Annotated in this window: 15 protein-coding genes; 7 read left to right on the top strand and 8 right to left on the bottom strand. The window is 57.8% G+C overall.

Annotated features, from left to right (window positions below; translation table 11 throughout):
* Positions 1-69 precede the first annotated feature (69 nt).
* From Q0899_RS13420 to cysQ, 3 genes are read right to left on the bottom strand one after another with little or no spacing between them, the layout of a single operon-like run.
* On the bottom strand, positions 70-1308 hold the full coding sequence (locus Q0899_RS13420; RefSeq protein ID WP_299193389.1) for a glycosyltransferase: 1239 nt from the start codon (positions 1306-1308) through the stop codon (positions 70-72).
* A complete protein-coding gene (kdsB, locus tag Q0899_RS13425; RefSeq protein WP_298294771.1) occupies positions 1305-2105 on the bottom strand; it encodes a 3-deoxy-manno-octulosonate cytidylyltransferase in 801 nt (266 codons plus the stop codon). The genes Q0899_RS13420 and kdsB overlap by 4 nt, the downstream gene beginning before the upstream one ends.
* Entirely contained in the window at positions 2105-2902 is a 798-nt protein-coding gene (gene cysQ, locus Q0899_RS13430) for a 3'(2'),5'-bisphosphate nucleotidase CysQ (RefSeq protein WP_299193392.1), read from the bottom strand. The genes kdsB and cysQ overlap by 1 nt, the downstream gene beginning before the upstream one ends.
* 119 nt (positions 2903-3021) lie before the next feature.
* On the opposite strand from cysQ, the gene Q0899_RS13435 reads away from it, so the two are divergent.
* Positions 3022-3843, top strand: coding sequence for an ABC transporter permease (locus Q0899_RS13435; RefSeq protein WP_298294775.1), 822 nt, complete (start codon positions 3022-3024; stop codon positions 3841-3843).
* On the opposite strand, the gene Q0899_RS13440 is transcribed toward Q0899_RS13435, so the two are convergent.
* Positions 3840-4445, bottom strand: a complete 606-nt coding sequence (locus tag Q0899_RS13440) for an alpha-ketoglutarate-dependent dioxygenase AlkB (protein ID WP_298361583.1) — start codon at positions 4443-4445, stop codon at positions 3840-3842. The genes Q0899_RS13435 and Q0899_RS13440 overlap by 4 nt on opposite strands.
* A gap of 227 nt (positions 4446-4672) precedes the next feature.
* Here Q0899_RS13440 and dnaK point away from each other — a divergent pair, with 227 nt between their 5' ends.
* Entirely contained in the window at positions 4673-6601 is a 1929-nt protein-coding gene (dnaK, locus tag Q0899_RS13445; protein ID WP_298294779.1) for a molecular chaperone DnaK, read from the top strand.
* Between the two features lie 77 nt (positions 6602-6678).
* Positions 6679-7815, top strand: a complete 1137-nt coding sequence (gene dnaJ, locus Q0899_RS13450) for a molecular chaperone DnaJ (RefSeq protein WP_298361021.1) — start codon at positions 6679-6681, stop codon at positions 7813-7815.
* Positions 7816-7839: 24 nt separating this feature from the next.
* Here dnaJ and Q0899_RS13455 read toward each other — a convergent pair whose 3' ends face one another.
* Positions 7840-10098 (bottom strand): NADP-dependent malic enzyme, encoded by a 2259-nt coding sequence (locus Q0899_RS13455; protein WP_298294781.1) that lies wholly within the window; start codon positions 10096-10098, stop codon positions 7840-7842.
* A 157-nt stretch (positions 10099-10255) separates the two neighbouring features.
* On the opposite strand from Q0899_RS13455, the gene mutS reads away from it, so the two are divergent.
* Positions 10256-12880 carry a DNA mismatch repair protein MutS gene (gene mutS / locus Q0899_RS13460; RefSeq protein ID WP_299195377.1) on the top strand — a complete coding sequence of 875 codons (2625 nt, stop codon included), beginning with the start codon at positions 10256-10258 and terminating at the stop codon, positions 12878-12880.
* On the opposite strand, the gene Q0899_RS13465 is transcribed toward mutS, so the two are convergent.
* Positions 12863-13417 (bottom strand): nucleotide exchange factor GrpE, encoded by a 555-nt coding sequence (locus Q0899_RS13465; protein ID WP_298294782.1) that lies wholly within the window; start codon positions 13415-13417, stop codon positions 12863-12865. The genes mutS and Q0899_RS13465 overlap by 18 nt on opposite strands.
* 11 nt (positions 13418-13428) lie before the next feature.
* Positions 13429-14487 (bottom strand): heat-inducible transcriptional repressor HrcA, encoded by a 1059-nt coding sequence (gene hrcA, locus Q0899_RS13470; RefSeq protein WP_298361023.1) that lies wholly within the window; start codon positions 14485-14487, stop codon positions 13429-13431.
* Positions 14488-14598: 111 nt separating this feature from the next.
* Between hrcA and rph the strand changes: the two genes are divergently transcribed.
* From rph to hemW, 3 genes are read left to right on the top strand one after another with little or no spacing between them, the layout of a single operon-like run.
* Entirely contained in the window at positions 14599-15309 is a 711-nt protein-coding gene (rph, locus tag Q0899_RS13475; RefSeq protein ID WP_298294786.1) for a ribonuclease PH, read from the top strand.
* Complete coding sequence (gene rdgB, locus Q0899_RS13480) at positions 15306-15917, top strand: RdgB/HAM1 family non-canonical purine NTP pyrophosphatase (RefSeq protein ID WP_299195379.1); 612 nt, start codon at positions 15306-15308, stop codon at positions 15915-15917. The genes rph and rdgB overlap by 4 nt, the downstream gene beginning before the upstream one ends.
* On the top strand, positions 15880-17064 hold the full coding sequence (gene hemW / locus Q0899_RS13485; RefSeq protein ID WP_299193398.1) for a radical SAM family heme chaperone HemW: 1185 nt from the start codon (positions 15880-15882) through the stop codon (positions 17062-17064). The genes rdgB and hemW overlap by 38 nt, the downstream gene beginning before the upstream one ends.
* On the opposite strand, the gene Q0899_RS13490 is transcribed toward hemW, so the two are convergent.
* Complete coding sequence (locus Q0899_RS13490; RefSeq protein WP_298361027.1) at positions 17061-17960, bottom strand: ParB/RepB/Spo0J family partition protein; 900 nt, start codon at positions 17958-17960, stop codon at positions 17061-17063. The two genes, hemW and Q0899_RS13490, sit on opposite strands and share 4 nt — an antisense overlap.
* Between the last annotated feature and the right edge of the window lies 1 nt (position 17961).

Genomic DNA, 17961 nt, shown 5'->3' on the forward strand with positions numbered 1-17961 from the left:
GTCACCTACTGCACCTAGAACGGGGAATTTTTGTGGCGAAACCGCCAACAATTTCATGTGATCGGTGGTTTATCGCTGGGGGCGCTTTGGGGCATCCACAATGTCCCGGGTTTTGCTCAGCATTTGACACTCACGTTCAGCGCGCGCGCGCGTGCTGTATCGCTTGTAAATTGGGTCGGACCGGTCCGACCTGCCATATAGCCCGCCAGACTGGACCCAATACCCGTCTCGATGGAACCAGCGACGGTGAAACAGCGCGGTTCGGCTAAAGACCATCACTGTGACGGCTGCGTTTCTTGAAATGTGATCACAAGCCGTGGCGAAGAGCCGTTTTTGCAACCGGCGTCGCCCAAAGATCACTTGGTGGCCGCTGTTTTGTGCGAGCAGGAACGGCAGCAGCTTGCCGACTTTTTTTGGGATTTTGGTCGTAATAGACTCTCTTTTCAGACCGTCCATCACACCGTCATCATATGTTTCAATAAGACTCTTGACCGCGCCGGGTTCCAGCTCCCCCCGGACCATCAACCGGCACAACCGGTCGCGCTGATGCGCTCGGTACCGGTCAATCCGACCAATGTCCTGACCGAATTTCTTCAAAAAGTAGGCCCGGCTGGCCCCAATATCAAACAGGGATCGAGGGGCGCGACTCTGGGTGCGGCGCGCACTTTTGGCATAGCCATGCTGAACCTCTGCATCCGGAACAATCGCCGTCAGCAGCCCCGCCTGTCCGATGCGGACATTCAGGTCAGTCTCGTCCATATAGAAGTGATAACTCTCATCAAACCCGCCCAGCCGAACCAGAACGTCCCGCCGGAAGGCGCAATTGGTTCCTTGGGTTTTGATTGCGCGGTATTCCGTCCCCTCCAGCAGGGTTGTGCGGGCCACATCTATTGGTTCCGAGTCCCCAGTTTGCCCGATTGCTTCGGCCTTCCACTGGTAACTGATGCCGTTTCGACCACGAACAAACCCGCCCGCCGCGGCGACTTCGCCTTGCTTGAACGGAGCGGTGAGCCGCTTAAGCCAGGTCGGTTCCGCTACCGCATCATCATCGATGAAGGCCACAACATCGCCCGCAGCCAAAGAAATTCCGATGTTTCGGGCCCGGGAAATGTTCGGAATGTCAAATTCGCTGAATTTCACCCGGTCGGTGAGCATTAGCTCGGAAATGACGCGCGAAATTCCGGCGTCACCGACCAAAACCACTTCGAAATCCATCGCAGTTTGCAATTTGAGCGCCAGGAGGCACTTGCGAAGCTCCTCAGGCCGATGCCGACTGACGACAACAACGCTGACGGACGGGGACGTCATTCCACCCCCATATCCCGCATCATTGCTTCGAGCTTGGGGACATCTTCTGGATTGTTCAATTCCCAAAATTGGCGGTCGCGGGCGTCTACTTCGATGCACAGGACCGAATGGCCATTCTCGAGGAATCGCAGCTGCTCCAACCCTTCCAGATTCTCAAGCGGGCCAGGCGACCAAGTTGGATAATTCGCCAACGGCTTTGGACGGTACGCGTAGACGCCAACATGGTGAAACACCGGTGTTTCCGCTGCGTTAGAGTATGTTTTTGGTGTAAACGGAATAACCTCTTTCGAGAAATAGAGCGCATGGCGATTGCGATCAAAAACCGCCGTGGTGCCGCCAACACGGCCTTCACGCCGGTCATTCAAAAACCCGTTCAAAGCGGCGCCGTCGGTCTTCAACACAGGGGTTGCGACCATGGCATTCTCGTCAGCGTTCAACCCGTCGACAAGATCTTCGATGAACCAAGCGGGGGTCAATGGTGCGTCACCCTGCAGGTTAACTACGATGTCATACCCGCCGCCCATCGTCGCGTGGGCTTCTGCGCAGCGCTCTGTTCCATTCGCGCAATCGGGCGAGGTCATGACGACTTCCGCTCCAAATGCTTCCGAGGCCTCTTTGATGCGCGTGTCATCCGTCGCCACAACCACGCGGTCGATGCCGGAAACGCTCATCGCGGCCCGCCAAGACCGCTCAATGAGCGTCTGCGGCTTTCCTGAGGATCCGGTCAGCGGCACCAGCGGCTTGCCGGGATATCTCGTAGACGCAAACCGCGCCGGGATTATGATTGCGACTGACATCAGGCTGATTTCAACGAGACGCCGGGCGCGTAGGCGATGAAAAACGGGTTCTCGTAGATCGGCTTGCCGTAGGTGAACGGTGTGTGGTCGTCAAAGCGGACAACCATGCCACCGGCACCGCGCAGCACCGCGTCACCAGCGGCGGTGTCCCATTCCATGGTGCGCCCCAGACGTGGGTAAAGATCAGCTTCTCCTGTGGCCACCAGGCAGAATTTCAAGGAAGAGCCCGCGCCGGTCATGTCGGCCACGTCATACTTGTTGATATAGTCGTCCGTCGCCTGATCCCGATGCGACTTGGATGCAACGACGACAAGGGAGGAATTGTCGGGCGTTTTGACCGAAATAGGCCTTGTTAGACCCTGTTTTGAAACATCAAACGGCCCTTTTTCCTCGACAGATACGCCGTCGGCGTCAGTAAAGAACAGCCGCCCCTTCGCGGGGGCGTACACAACGCCCCTTGTCGGCGTGCCGTTTTCGACCAGGGCGATATTCACGGTAAAATCGCCGCGCCGCTTGATGAATTCTTTGGTGCCATCCAGCGGGTCCACGATGATGAAGTCCTTGGCGCTCTCAGTATGGCTGGCGGCCTGCTCTTCCGTGACCACCAGAATGTCGGGAAACGCGGCGGCCAACCCGGCAGAGATATGCGCGTCAGCGGCCTCATCTGCAGCGGTTACCGGGCTATCATCCGACTTCGATTTCACCTCGAAATCGTCTGCGTTGTAGATGTCCATGATGATGTCGCCGGCTTCCAGCGCGAGTGTGCGAAACACCGTTGCCATCTTGTTATAGTCCATCGCCGCTCTCCTGCTCGTGTATTGCGCGCCTCAGTTGCCCTTCTTATGCTGCGTCGCTAACGGAACGGCAAGTTTTCTGGCGCTATGATCAGGCACCGTTCGCATTAGGCAGACGCACCATGTTCAGAACCGAAGAGAGAAATACCCATTTCCGCTCAGCCCTTGGCTTGGCGGAGCTGATCTATTTCTCCACGGTCCGGCAGGTGCGCAAAACGCATCGCAACGCGTTCATCGGGCTGTTTACCAACATAATGCAAACCGTGGTCTTTGTGGCCGCGTTCTATCTGATGTTTTCGGTTCTGGGCATCCGCGGCAGCGCCATTCGCGGCGATTTCATCCTGTACCTGCTGTCAGGTATTTTTCTGTTTCTGACACACACCAAAGCGGTCGGTGCAATCATGGGGTCGGAAGGCCCGACTTCGGCTATGATGAAACACGCGCCCATGAACACCGCAATTGCCATCACATCGTCGGCGCTGTCGTCGCTGTACATTCAGGTCCTGTCGGCCGCGGTGATCTTGTTTGTGGTCCACGTGGTCTGGCACCCGATTGAGATCTTCAAACCAATCCCCACCATTGGCATGTTCCTTCTCGCGTGGTTTTCCGGCGTCGCCGTGGGCATGGTCTTTCTTGCGATGAAACCGTGGCTGCCTGGCTTCGCCAGCACGTTGGCGATGGTGTATAGCCGGGCCAACATGATTGCGTCCGGCAAGATGTTCGTGGCCAATGCGATGCCGGGCTACATTCTGGCGTTCTTTGATTGGAACCCGCTGTTTCATTGCATCGATCAGGCGCGCGGTTTTGCGTTCATCAACTACAATCCGCATTTCAGCTCGATCAGTTACCCGCTGACAGTTTCGGCTGTGCTGATCATGATCGGGTTGATGGGCGAATTTTACACTCGCAAAAACGCGTCGCTCAGCTGGTCGGCTGGCCGCTAGTCCACCACACGCAAGGTCAGGTTCAGCCGCCCGCCATGGGCCAGCAATGGGGATGAACCAAACTTGATCCGGTCAATCCCGTGATAGGCAAGACGGGCAGGGCCACCCATCACCACGACATCCCCTGATCGTAGCCAGATGCTTTCGGTTTTGCCGCCGCGCGTCGGGTTGCCCATCCGGAACAGCGCATCATCCCCGAGGGAGACAGACACAACCGGCCACTCAAAGCTGTGTTCGTCCTTGTCCTGATGCATCCCCATTTTTGTGGCCTCGGCGTAGTAATTCATCAAACAGCTATCGGGCAGCCGATCTACGCCGGCAACCGCGCGCCAGATCGACAACACGCTTTCGGGAATAGCCGGCCAAGGTCTGCCGTTCGGATGCAACGGCTCGTACCGGTAGCCCTGACGATCCGTAATCCAACCTTTTGAACCCAGCGAAGTCATCCGCACCGACATCTTCTTGCCGCTTGGCGTTACCGGTTGGAACATTGGGGTCTTCAGGCTCAGTTCTCTCAGCTCATGCACCAAATCCTGCTGGTCGGACGGGGACAAAAAGCCCTCAAAAATGTAGAAGCCGCGGATGGTCAGATTTGGGGTCATGGAGGCATAGAAGCCACAACCGCGACCTGCCTCAAGGAAATTGGGCATTTTATGAGTCATTTCAGCAGATTCCGGGGTGTCATCGCCTTGCAGCACCCAAACCCCGTCCTTATATACCCACCGAACTCCGATAGGGGAGCGATCCCCGGTTCATTGGGATTGGAGGGCAGGGGCCATAACGGGTCTGTCTTCCGCAACATCGCCGCAAGTAAGAAGGACCTGCATCTATGGCCAAAGTCATTGGTATTGACCTCGGAACAACAAACTCCTGCGTAGCAATCATGGACGGCTCGCAGCCTCGCGTTATCGAAAACGCTGAAGGCGCGCGCACGACGCCCTCGATCGTCGCCTTCACCGACAGCGAACGTCTGGTTGGCCAAGCCGCCAAACGCCAAGCCGTGACCAACCCCACAAACACTGTCTTCGCCGTCAAACGCCTGATTGGTCGTCGCTTTGACGACAAGGATCTGGCCAAAGACAAGAAGAACATGCCGTTTGAGATCATCAATGGCGGCAACGGCGACGCATGGGTCGAAGCCGGTGGCGACAAGTATTCGCCTGCTCAGGTTTCTGCGTTCATCCTGCAAAAGATGAAAGAGACCGCTGAAAGCTATCTCGGCGAAGACGTGACCCAAGCGGTCATCACCGTGCCTGCCTATTTCAACGACGCCCAGCGTCAGGCCACCAAAGACGCCGGCAAGATCGCCGGTCTGGAAGTGCTGCGCATCATCAACGAGCCGACGGCGGCGGCACTTGCCTATGGCCTCGACAAAAAAGAAACGAAAACCATCGCGGTCTATGACCTCGGTGGCGGTACGTTCGATATCACCATTCTGGAAATCGACGACGGCCTGTTCGAAGTGAAATCCACCAACGGCGACACGTTCCTCGGCGGTGAAGACTTTGACATGCGCATTGTGTCTTACCTGGCCGACGAGTTCAAAAAAGAGAACGGCGTCGACCTGACCAAAGACAAGATGGCGCTGCAACGTCTGAAAGAGGCGGCGGAAAAAGCGAAGATCGAACTGTCGTCTTCGCAGCAAACCGAAATCAACCAGCCGTTTATCTCCATGGACCCGAACGGCGGCCAGCCGCTGCACATGGTGATGAAGCTGACCCGCTCAAAACTGGAAAGCCTCGTTGGCGACCTGATCAAGAACTCGATCAAACCATGTAAAGAAGCGCTGAAAGATGCGGGCCTTTCCATGAACGACATCGACGAGATTGTGCTTGTGGGTGGTATGACCCGTATGCCGAAAGTCGTGGAAGAGGTGTCCAAGTTCTTCGGCAAAGAGCCGAACAAAGGCGTGAACCCGGACGAAGTGGTTGCCATGGGCGCGGCTGTGCAAGCTGGTGTTCTGCAAGGTGACGTCAAGGACGTGGTTCTGCTGGACGTGACCCCGCTGTCGCTGGGCATCGAAACCTTGGGTGGCGTGTTCACCCGCCTGATCGACCGCAACACAACGATCCCGACGAAGAAGTCGCAAATCTTCTCGACCGCTGAGGACAACCAAAACGCGGTGACGATCCGCGTGTTCCAGGGTGAGCGTGAGATGGCTGCTGACAACAAGATCCTCGGCCAGTTCAACCTGGAAGAGATCCCGCCGGCACCTCGCGGCCTTCCACAGATCGAAGTGACCTTCGACATCGACGCCAACGGCATCGTGTCGGTCGGCGCCAAAGACAAAGGCACCGGCAAAGAGCAAGCGATCACGATCCAGGCCTCCGGCGGCCTGTCCGATGAGGACATCGAACAAATGGTCAAAGACGCCGAGGCGAATGCCGAGGCCGACGCCGAGAAGAAGGAGCTGGTGGAAGCAAACAACCAGGCTGAAAGCCTGATCCACTCGACCAAGAAAGCCATGGAAGACCACGGCGACAAGGTCGACGGCTCCACCATTGAAGCGATCGAGCTTGCGATGAAAGCTTTGGAAGAAGCCGTTGAAACACAAGACGCCGGCAAGATCAAAGGCGGCATCCAGAACCTGACGGAAGCATCGATGAAACTTGGCGAAGCTATCTACAAGGCAAGCCAGGACGAAGCCGCTGCGCAACCTGACCCGGATGCAGAGCCTGACGACACGCCACGCGGTGTGGATGACGACATCGTCGACGCCGACTTCGAAGACCTGGACGACGAAGACAAGCGCTCGTGATCGCGGAATACCTGAACCACGTGAGACCGGCCCAGTAATGCGGCCGGTCTTGCGGTTTTCAGGGGAGACCTAAATTTATGTCAAAACGTGACTATTACGATGTGCTCGGTGTCGCCAAAGGCGCGTCTGCAGACGAGCTGAAGAAAGCTTATCGCCAAAAGGCGAAGGAGCTGCACCCTGATCGCAACAGCGACAACCCCAAGGCCGAAGAGCAGTTCAAAGAAGCCAACGAGGCTTATGAAGTTCTGAAAGACGCCGACAAAAAAGCAGCCTATGACCGCTACGGCCACGCCGCATTCGAAGGCGGAATGGGCGGCGGCGGGCAGCGCGGCCCCGGTGGTGGTGATTTTTCCAGCGCGTTCTCGGACGTGTTCGAAGACCTGTTCGGCGACTTTATGGGCGGCGGGCGCGGCGGCGGACGTCAACGCGCCGCACGCGGGTCCGACCTGCGCTACAACCTGCGCATCGATTTGGAAGAAGCCTATAACGGCCTGCAAAAAGCAATCACCGTGCCCACATCCGTGTCCTGTTCGTCCTGCGACGGCAGCGGTGCGGAGGGTGGCGCGGAACCACAAGCCTGCCCAACCTGTTCCGGCATGGGCAAGGTCCGCGCGCAGCAAGGTTTCTTCACGGTGGAACGGACATGTCCCACATGTTCCGGCGCTGGCCAGATCATCAAGAATCCATGCAAAACCTGTGGCGGGGCAGGGCGGGAGCAGAAAGAACGCTCCCTCTCGGTTAACATTCCGGCAGGTGTTGAAACTGGCACCCGCATCCGTCTGGCCGGTGAAGGCGAGGCCGGAATGCGCGGTGGGCCAACCGGTGATCTGTATATCTTCATCGAAGTTAAGGAGCACGACCTGTTCCAACGCGACGGTGTCGATCTGTTCTGCCGCGTGCCTGTCTCGATGACGACTGCCGCCATTGGCGGTGACGTTGAGGTGCCGACAATTGACGGCGGCCGTTCCCGCGTCAAAGTCCCCGGCGGCAGTCAATCTGGTCGCCAAATGCGCCTGCGCTCGAAAGGCATGCCCGCCCTGCGGGGCGGCGGCTCCGGCGATATGTTCATCGAACTTGCGGTTGAAACTCCGGTCAATCTGACCGGTAAGCAGAAAGAACTGCTGCGCGAATTTGAAAAGCTCAGCGAAGAGAACAATCCCGAACTTTCCGGCTTCTTCAAGAAGGTCAAATCCTTCTGGGATGGATCAGCGTAGGGCGGGGTTAACCCCGCCTTACCGCTATCCGACCTTACAAGCCGACATGACCGCCATGTTCAAAATGTCGTTCGCCGTCGATGTGGTCGAACACAGCTGAATAGGTTCGTCCAAGCCGCTCAAGATCGGCCCGATCACCGTGGCGCCCCCCATCTCTTGCATCAGTTTGACCGAGATCGATGCCGAGTGCCGCGCCGGCACCACCAGAATATTCGCAGGCCCCGACAGTTTGCAGAACGGGTAATTCGCCAACACGTCCGGGTTCAACGCAACGTCCACATTCATCTCCCCGTCGAATTCGAAATCGACGCCCATCTTCTCCAACACCGCCGGAGCCACGCCCATCTTCTCAGCCCGCTCTGAGATCGGGTAGCCGAAGGTCGAGAAGCTGACAAACGCCACACGCGGGTCCAGCCCCAGCGACCGCGCCGTATGCGCCGCGCGCACCGCGATGTTAGCCAGGTCTTCCTCATCCGGCCATTCATGCACCAATGTGTCGGAGATCAGAACGATCCGCCCTTTGTGCAACAGCGCTGTCACGCCGACCGCGCCATCTTCCTCCGACACATCCAAAACATGGTTCAGCAGGCCTAGGACATGCGCCGATTTCCGTGTCGCCCCAGTCACCAACCCGTCGCCATGCCCATGCGCCAACATCAGCGCCGAAAATACATGCCGGTCCCGCGCCGCCAAACGGTGCACGTCCTGGTGGTCGTACCCTTTGCGCTGCAGCCGCGCGTAGAGGAAATCTTTATAGGTCTCCAAATGCTCAGAATTCCGCGCGTTCACGATGGTTAACTCGCGATAGGAATCCGCCAAACCGGCCTCGTCCAATTTCTCCCGAACATCGTCTTCGCGACCAACGACCAAGGCCTCGCCAAACCCGGATCGCGCATATGCGACCGCAGCACGCAGCACGCGGTGGTCATCGCCCTCCGCAAAGATCATCCGCGCCTGCGTTTTTCGTGCCCGGTTGTGCAACCCGTCCAACATCGTTGCCGTCGGATCCATCCGCGCTCGCAACGCCGCCTCGTATTCGTCAAAATCAACAATCGGTTTGCGCGACACGGCAGTATCAATCCCAGCCTTCGCAACCGCTGGGGGGATCTTGTGGATCAACCGCGGGTCAAACGGCGTCGGGATAATATAGTCTCTACCAAAGGCCAATTTGCGCCCATAGGCCATCGCAACCTCATCCGGCACATCCTCACGCGCCAGTTTCGCCAGTGCCTCAGCGCACGCAATCTTCATGGTGTCATTGATCGTCCGCGCCCTGATGTCCAACGCGCCACGGAACAAATACGGGAAGCACAAAACGTTGTTAATCTGGTTCGGATAGTCAGACCGACCCGTCGCCACGATCGCATCAGGCCGCACCTCATGCGCATCCTCCGGCGTGATCTCCGGGTCGGGGTTCGCCATGGCAAAAATGACCGGGTTGTCAGCCATCGATTTGACCATGTCCTGCGTCACCGCGCCCTTGGCCGAGACGCCAAGAAAAACGTCCGCGCCCCGCATCGCGTCTTCCAAGGTCCGATCATCGGTCTTCGCCGCATGCGCCGATTTCCACTGGTTCATCCCCTCGGTCCGACCTTGGTAAATGACCCCCTTCGTGTCGCACGCGATGCAATTGTTGTGCTTGGCCCCCATCGCTTTGATCAGCTCGACACATGCAATCCCAGCCGCGCCCGCGCCGTTCAGCACGATCTTCACATCTTCAATTTTCTTGCCCGTCAGATGCAACGCATTCAGCAGACCCGCCGCGCAAATTACCGCCGTGCCATGTTGGTCGTCATGGAAGACCGGAATATCCATTTCTTCCCGCAACCGTTGTTCAATGATGAAGCATTCCGGCGCTTTGATGTCTTCAAGGTTAATGCCCCCGAAACTCGGCCCCATTAACCTTACCGCGTTAATGAATTCATCCGCGTCTTCGGTATCCAATTCGATGTCGATGCTGTTTACATCCGCGAAGCGCTTGAACAGAACAGACTTGCCCTCCATCACCGGCTTCGACGCCAGCGCCCCCAAATTCCCGAGCCCCAAAATCGCGGTCCCGTTCGAAATCACCGCAACCATATTCCCCTTGGTCGTGTAGTCATACGCTGTGTCGGGGTTCTCCGCGATCACTTCCACGGGGACGGCGACGCCTGGCGAATAGGCCAAAGACAGGTCGCGTTGCGTTGCCATCGGGGTAGAGGCGTTGATCTCGATCTTGCCCGGCGTCGGGTCAAGGTGATAGCGCAGGGCTTCGTCGTCGGTGACTCGATTGTTCTTGGTCATGGTTAATATTCCTGTTGGGCCAGCCAACAGTGTTACCCCTGCATCTGCCCTCAGACAACCAATTCGGACTTTCGTCCACCTCATACGATTAGTAGAGTCGGGTGACGCACGAGATGGGGGAGTATTCGTGGCCACTGCAAACGCATCAGTCACGCCCATGATGGCGCAGTTTCTGGAGATCAAGGCCGACTATCCGGACGCCCTGCTGTTTTACCGCATGGGCGATTTCTACGAGATGTTCTTTGACGATGCTGTCGCCGCCGCGGAGGCCTTAGACATCGCGTTAACGAAACGTGGTAAACACCTCGGCCAAGACATCCCCATGTGCGGCGTCCCCGCCCACTCGTCTGAAAACTACCTGTTGTCCCTCATCCGCAAAGGCTTCCGCGTCGCCGTTTGCGAGCAGATGGAAAACCCGGCAGAGGCGAAGAAGCGCGGATCCAAATCTGTCGTCAAACGCGGCGTCGTCCGTTTGGTCACGCCTGGCACTCTGACCGAAGACACTTTGCTAGATGCCCGCCGAAACAATTTCCTCGCCGCCTATGCCGAGGTCCGCGGCGACTGCGCGCTCGCATGGGTCGACATTTCCACCGGTACTTTCCGCGTCACACCTTGCCCCCTGGTCCGGCTTGGCCCCGACCTTGCCCGCCTCGCGCCACGCGAATTGCTGTTAACGGAATCGAACTTTAATAACCTTGATGAACAAATCACTGAGGCGGGAATCGCCGCGATCCCCCTTAGCGGCTCCAGCTTTGACAGCACCTCCGCCGAGAAGCGGCTGCTCGATTTCTTCGGCGTCAGATCCCTTGATGCGTTTGGCCAATTCACCCGCGCCGAGTTGTCCGCCATGGGCGCAATCTTCGACTATCTGGAGATCACCCAAAAAGGCCGTATGCCGCGCCTGAACCCGCCAATTCGGGAAGAGGCAAACCGCGTCATGCAGATCGACGCCGCCACGCGTCGCAATCTGGAACTCACCCATTCGCTCACCGGTGGGCGCGACGGATCGTTAATGTCGACCATCGACCGCACAATGACGGCAGCCGGCAGCCGCTTGCTGGATCGCCGGATTGCCAGCCCGTCAACCCATGCGCCAACACTGGACACGCGCCTCAGCGCGGTGGACTTCTTCTTTGAGATACCAAATGCCCGAACTGAAACGCAGGAGGCCCTGCGCAAAACGCCCGACATGGACCGCGCTTTGTCGCGCATCTCCCTTGATCGCGCGGGTCCGCGTGATCTGACTTCTATCCGAAATGCGCTTGAACAGTGTCTGTTTTTGCATGAATTTCTTTCAAAATTCGATCTGCCAGATGCGATTGCTGATCGCATCACAGACCTGACTGGCCATGATCAACTTCTCGATCTTCTGGGCAGCGCATTGATCGCAGAACCGCCACTTCTTGCCAGAGACGGCGGTTTTGTGGACGCAGAGTATGACGAGGAACTGGACGAAGTTCGCAAGCTGCGCGACGAGGGGCGCAAAGTCATTGCCGAGATGCAGGCGGAGTATTCGGACCTGACAGGCATCACCGCACTGAAGATCAAACACAACAATGTGCTGGGTTATTTTATCGAGACGACTGCTACTCACGCCGAAAAGATGCTGTCTGAACCGCTTTCGGAAAAATTCATCCACCGCCAGACAACCGCCAATCAGGTGCGCTTCACCACGGTCGAGCTGAGCGAGCTGGAAACGAAGATCCTGAACGCCGGTGGCCGCGCAATTGAGATAGAGAAGCGCATTTTCGAAGAATTGCGCCAAGCCGTTAACGAAGTCGCTCCGGCGTTAACCCAAGCGTCCGATGCGCTGTCACAGATTGACCTCGCTGCAGCGCTCGCCGATTTGGCAATCTCGGAAAACTGGACGAAGCCCATCATCGACGACACGCGCGCCTTCGATGTGCGCGATGCAAGGCACCCGGTCGTCGAACGCGCACTCAAAGCGCAATCCGGCGCGCCGTTCATCGCCAATTCCTGCGACCTGACCGCAGAAGACAAAAACGCCAACATTTGGTTGCTCACTGGTCCCAACATGGCGGGTAAGTCGACCTTCCTGCGCCAGAACGCAATTGTAGCACTTTTGGCCCAAATAGGGTCTTATGTGCCCGCCTCGTACGCTCATATCGGCATGGTCTCGCAACTGTTCAGCCGCGTCGGTGCATCTGATGATTTGGCGCGGGGTCGGTCCACATTCATGGTCGAAATGGTCGAAACCGCCGCCATCCTGAACCAGGCCGACGACCGCGCCTTGGTCATCCTCGATGAAATCGGCCGCGGGACGGCGACCTATGACGGCCTGTCCATCGCCTGGGCCACGATGGAACATCTGCACGACGTAAACACCTGCCGCGCTTTGTTCGCGACGCATTATCACGAGCTAACCGCGCTCGCCTCCAAGCTCGACGGCGTCGATTGCGCGACAGTCGCCGTTAAGGAATGGGAAGGCGACGTGATTTTCCTGCACGAGGTTCGCAAAGGCGCCGCTGACAGATCTTATGGCGTTCAGGTCGCTAAACTTGCAGGGCTTCCCGAAGCGGTCGTCGAACGCGCCAGAATTGTCCTCGATGTATTAGAGAAGGGCGAAAGGGAAGGGGCCGCGAACCCCAAAGCGCTGATCGACGATCTGCCGTTATTCTCGGCCACACCGGCACCCGCGCCGCAAAAAGAAAAGGCCTCGCAGGTTGATGCCCGCTTGGAAGAAATCCTCCCCGACGAGCTGACACCCCGCGAAGCCCTTCAGCTTCTGTATGAGTTGAAAGACTTAGCCCGGGGTGGATGACACCCCAACCTGCGCCGCGCGCAGCAGTCGGTCATGCAGCATAAACCCTTCGGTCATCACCTGAATGATGTCGCCCGCCTTGGTATCCGGCAAAGGCGCTTCGAACATCGCTTGGTGGAACTGCGGATCGAATTTATCGCCCACTTCAGGCACAATAGGGTCGATTCTGTGCTTTCCGAAGACCGAAATCAATTCGCGCAAAGTCAGCTCAACACCGTCAAACACACCCTTGGCGGCTTCGCGCTGCGCATCATCTGCTGAATCCAGCGCCCGCTTCAGATTGTCGTAAACCGGCATCAAATCGCGCGCCAGTTTGGACCCGCCATATTGCTCCGCCTCCCGACGATCGCGTTCACCACGTTTGCGAATATTCTCAGCATCCGCCATCGCGCGCAGCAGGCGATCCTTCAGCTCTTTATTCTCGGCGCGCAGCTCTTCCAGCTCGTCCGCTTCTTCCGCAATAATATCGACCTCTTCTTCGGCATAGGCCTCCAAAGGGTCTTCCAGAAATTCTTCTTCGTCTCTCATGTCACTCATATCTCAGGGCCTTACCCACCATCCGAAATCATCTTGCCGATCAGCTTTGCGGTGTAATCCACGATTGGCACAATCCGCCCGTAGTTCAACCGAGTCGGGCCAATAACGCCGACCGCGCCGATCACCTTTCGATCAGCGTTCATATAGGGACTTACCACCAAAGAGGAACCCGAAAGTGAGAAGAGTTTGTTCTCTGAGCCAATAAAAATGCGGACACCTTCGCCGTCCTCGGCCAGTTCCAGAAATTCGGCGATGTCCCGCTTTCGCTCAAGGTCGTCAAACAGTGTGCGAATGCGGTCCAGACCTTCGCTGTCTTCTTCGCTCAAAAGGTTCGACCGGCCGCGCACAATCAGCCGTTCGTTGCTGTCGCCTTCGTTTTCCCAAACGGCCAGCCCCGCTTCGACCATATTCGAAGCCAATGTATCCAGCTCCTGCCGTCGCAGCTTAATCTCTGCCGTAATCCGCGCCTGCAGCTCGGAAATGGTTAACCCTGCCGCCATCGCGTTAAGGAAGTTCGCGGCCTCCCGCATGGAAGACGGTGTTTGCCCCAAAGGCGGGGTGAACACCCGGTTTTCGACGTGCCCATCGGCAAAAACCAGCACAACCAAGGCGCGATCAGGCGCAAGGCTGACAAATTCGACATGCTTGATTGGCGCCTCGTGTTTCGGCGCCAGAACAAGGCTTGCGCCCTGAGTTAGACCCGATAACGCGGACCCAACATGGTCCAACATCGCCCCGACATCCGGCTGACTTCCACCCACGGTCGATTCAATCTTTGACCGATCCGCATCGTTCAGATCACTGACCTCAAGCATCCCGTCCACAAACATCCGAAGACCCTGCTCCGTGGGAATACGCCCCGCGGACACATGCGGGCTGCCCAGCAGCCCCATAAATTCCAGATCCTGCATCACGTTGCGAATGGTGGCCGCGCTGACCTTTTCGTTCATCTCGCGCGTCAATGACCGCGATCCAACGGGGGACCCTGACACCAGATACCCCTCCACAATGCGCTGAAACACCTCGCGCGAGCGGTCGGTCATCTCGTTCAACAGGTTGGCATTGTCCATCACATCAGGCCCGATTCCAGCGACACACAAACCTAAGAGACGTCAAACCTGCTTGCAACCCAAACGGGCGCGGGCGTAAAGCTGGCGCAACCCATTTTGACAGGAGTTCCCATGAGACCCTCAGGCCGTGCCCTCGACGCGATGCGTGACATCACCATTGAAACCAATGTGACGAAATACGCGGAAGGCTCCTGCATGATCAAATGCGGTGAAACCCACGTGCTGTGCACCGCCACGGTCGAAGACCGCGTGCCGCCGTTTCTGCGCAATTCCGGTCTTGGTTGGGTCACCGCCGAATACGGCATGCTGCCCCGTGCGACCCACACCCGGATGCGCCGCGAGGCCAAGAACGGCCAGTCCGGTCGCACGCAAGAAATTCAACGCCTCATCGGTCGGTCGCTTCGTGCGGGCGTTGACCGTGTTGCGATGGGCGAACGTCAGATCAGCATCGACTGCGATGTGATCCAAGCCGATGGCGGAACGCGCTGTGCATCTATTACCGGCGGTTGGGTCGCGCTGCGATTGGCCGTGAACGCGCTGATGAAAGCGGGCGACATCAAGGACGATCCGCTGACCGATCACGTCGCTGCCGTCAGCTGTGGCATCTATGCGGGCCAGCCCGTGCTGGACCTTGATTACATCGAAGACAGCGACGCCGGCACCGACGCTAACTTCGTCATGACCGGCAAGGGCGGTCTGGTCGAAATCCAAGGTTCCGCCGAGGGCGCGACCTTCTCCCGCGATGAATTCAACACGCTGATGGACCTCGCCGAAAAGGGCGTGGCCGAGCTGGTCGCGGCGCAGAAAGCGGCCACCACCTGATGCGCAAGTTCACCGGTGATACCCTACTCATTGCCACGCATAACGCGGGCAAACTTGAAGAGATGGTGCATCTTTTCAAACCCTTGGGCATCACGGTGACAGGTGCTGCGGATCGCAACCTGCCCGAACCGGAGGAGACGGAAACCACCTTCGTCGGCAACGCCCGGATCAAAGCGCATGCCGCGGCAAAGGCCACCGGCCTGCCCGCCTTGTCCGACGATAGCGGCATCGAGGTCGACGCCTTGAGCGGCGCGCCCGGGGTCTACACCGCCGATTGGGCGGAGACAGAAAATGGCCGCGACTTTGTCATGGCCATGACCCGCACGCATAACGAATTGGAAGCCGTAAACGCGCCGCATCCCCGCACCGCGCGGTTCAAAGCCACTCTCGTTCTGGCGTGGCCGGACGGGCATGACGAGGTGTTCGAAGGCAAGGTCGAAGGCACACTTGTTTGGCCCATGCGCGGTACAGACGGTCACGGCTACGACCCAATGTTCCAGCCCAAAGGCTACGACATCACTTTCGGCGAAATGGATTGGGAAGAGAAAAACCGTATCTCCCACCGCGCCGATGCCTTCGCAAAACTGGTCGCGGCATTTGACCGCTGAACCATGGCGGGTAGGGGGCTTCGGCCTCTATATTCACTGGCCGTTTTGCCAGGCCAAATGCCCCTACTGCGACTTCAACAGCCATGTCGTGAAGTCCATTGATCAGGACCGGTGGGCCCGCGCCTACCTGTCCGAGTTGGATCGCGTCGCCGCAGATACCTCTGACCGAATCCTCGGCACGGTTTTCTTCGGCGGCGGCACGCCCAGTTTGATGGACCCCAAAATTGTCGACCAAATCATGAACCGCATCCGCGCCAACTGGAGCCTCGCCAATGATTTCGAGGCGACGATGGAGGCCAACCCGTCCTCGGTCGAAGCCTCCCGCTTCCAAGCCTACCGCGCCGCCGGGGTCGACCGTGTTTCGCTGGGAATTCAGGCGCTGAACGATGCGGATCTAAAAGCCCTTGGCCGCCTTCATTCCGCAGATGAAGCCAAAGCCGCCTTGGACATCGCCGGATCGACATTTGACCGCGTCAGTTTCGATCTGATCTACGCCCGCCAAAGCCAATCTCTGTCAGATTGGGAGGTAGAGTTAACCAAGGCGCTATCTTACGGCACCACTCACATGTCGCTTTACCAATTAACCATCGAAGACGGCACTGCCTTCGGCGAACGCTTCAAGGCGGGCAAACTACGCGATTTGCCTGATGATGACCTTGCCGCTGATATGTTCGAACTAACCCAAACCATGATGAACGACGCAGGAATGCCTGCCTACGAGGTGTCTAACCACGCGAAACCGGGGCAGGAGTCCCGGCACAACCTGATCTATTGGCGCGGAGGCGACTACCTGGGCATCGGCCCGGGCGCGCATGGTCGGATCACCGACAATGGGACGCGCTACGGGACAGAGACGCCGCTGGCACCGTCTGTTTGGTTAACGGCGGTCGAAGACAGCGGATCAGGGCAGTCCGTCAAAACGCCAATCACCCCCGACGAGGCCGAGACGGAATACGTCATGATGTCCCTCAGAACCTCAGAAGGGACTGATCTGGCGCGTCTTTCGCCCGCGCTGATCGAATCAATCTCTTTTAAAATCAATAACTTAAAAGATGCTGGCTTGATCATACAAACAGACACTCACATCTCAGTCCCCGCCGAAAAGCGGGTTCTTCTCAACGCGATCCTGAAAGAGCTGTTGACCTAACCGGTTCTGGTCGCCGACAGCTTGCGGCAAATCTCATCCAATTGCTCAAAGGACTTATAACCCACCGAGATCGTGCCTTTCTCGCCCCCTGCGGCGTGGTCAATGGACACTTTCATCCCCAAGGCGGCCGCCAAGTCCTGCTCCAACGCACGCGTGTCGGCATCTTTCTCTGCCGGGCCACCAGAAACAGGCTTTTGCGCCGGTTTAGAGCCGCTTTTGGCCAATTTCTCGGTCTCACGAACCGACAATCCTTTTGCAATAACGACCCTCGCGAGAGAAGTCGGATCATCCGCTGTAATCAAGGCCCGCGCATGACCGGCAGACAGCTTGTCTTCCCGCAGCCATCCCAGCACGTCATCTGGCAAGTTGAGCAGCCGCATTAAGTTGGCAATGTGGCTCCGGCTCTTCCCCAAAGCCGTCGAAAGCTGTTCCTGCGTGTGGCCGTATTGCTCCTGGAGGCTGCGATAACCCATCGCTTCTTCCACCGCATTCAGATCAGCACGCTGGATGTTCTCAATGATTGCGATCTCAAGAACTTCCTGGTCGCTGAATTCGCGGATAACAACTGGCACCTCATGCAGCCGCGCCATCTGCGCGGCACGCCAGCGTCGTTCGCCCGCAACAATTTGAAAAGACCCATGAAATTCTGGATCGGCCCTGACGATCAATGGTTGGATTATGCCTTTCTCAGCAATCGAGGCGGACAGATCCTTCAGGTCAGCGTCGTTGAAATCTTTCCGCGGCTGTTTGGAATTCGCCCGGATCTTGTCAATGCGCATTGACTGCGCACCGGCACCACCCGCTTCAGATGCCGGAGCGGAGGTATCAAGGTCGACATCCGCCATCAAAGCGGACAGCCCTCGGCCCAACCCGCGCTTTTCCTTCTTATCTGCCATG

It is taken from the genome of uncultured Litoreibacter sp. (genome assembly GCF_947501785.1).
Lineage (GTDB): Bacteria > Pseudomonadota > Alphaproteobacteria > Rhodobacterales > Rhodobacteraceae > Litoreibacter.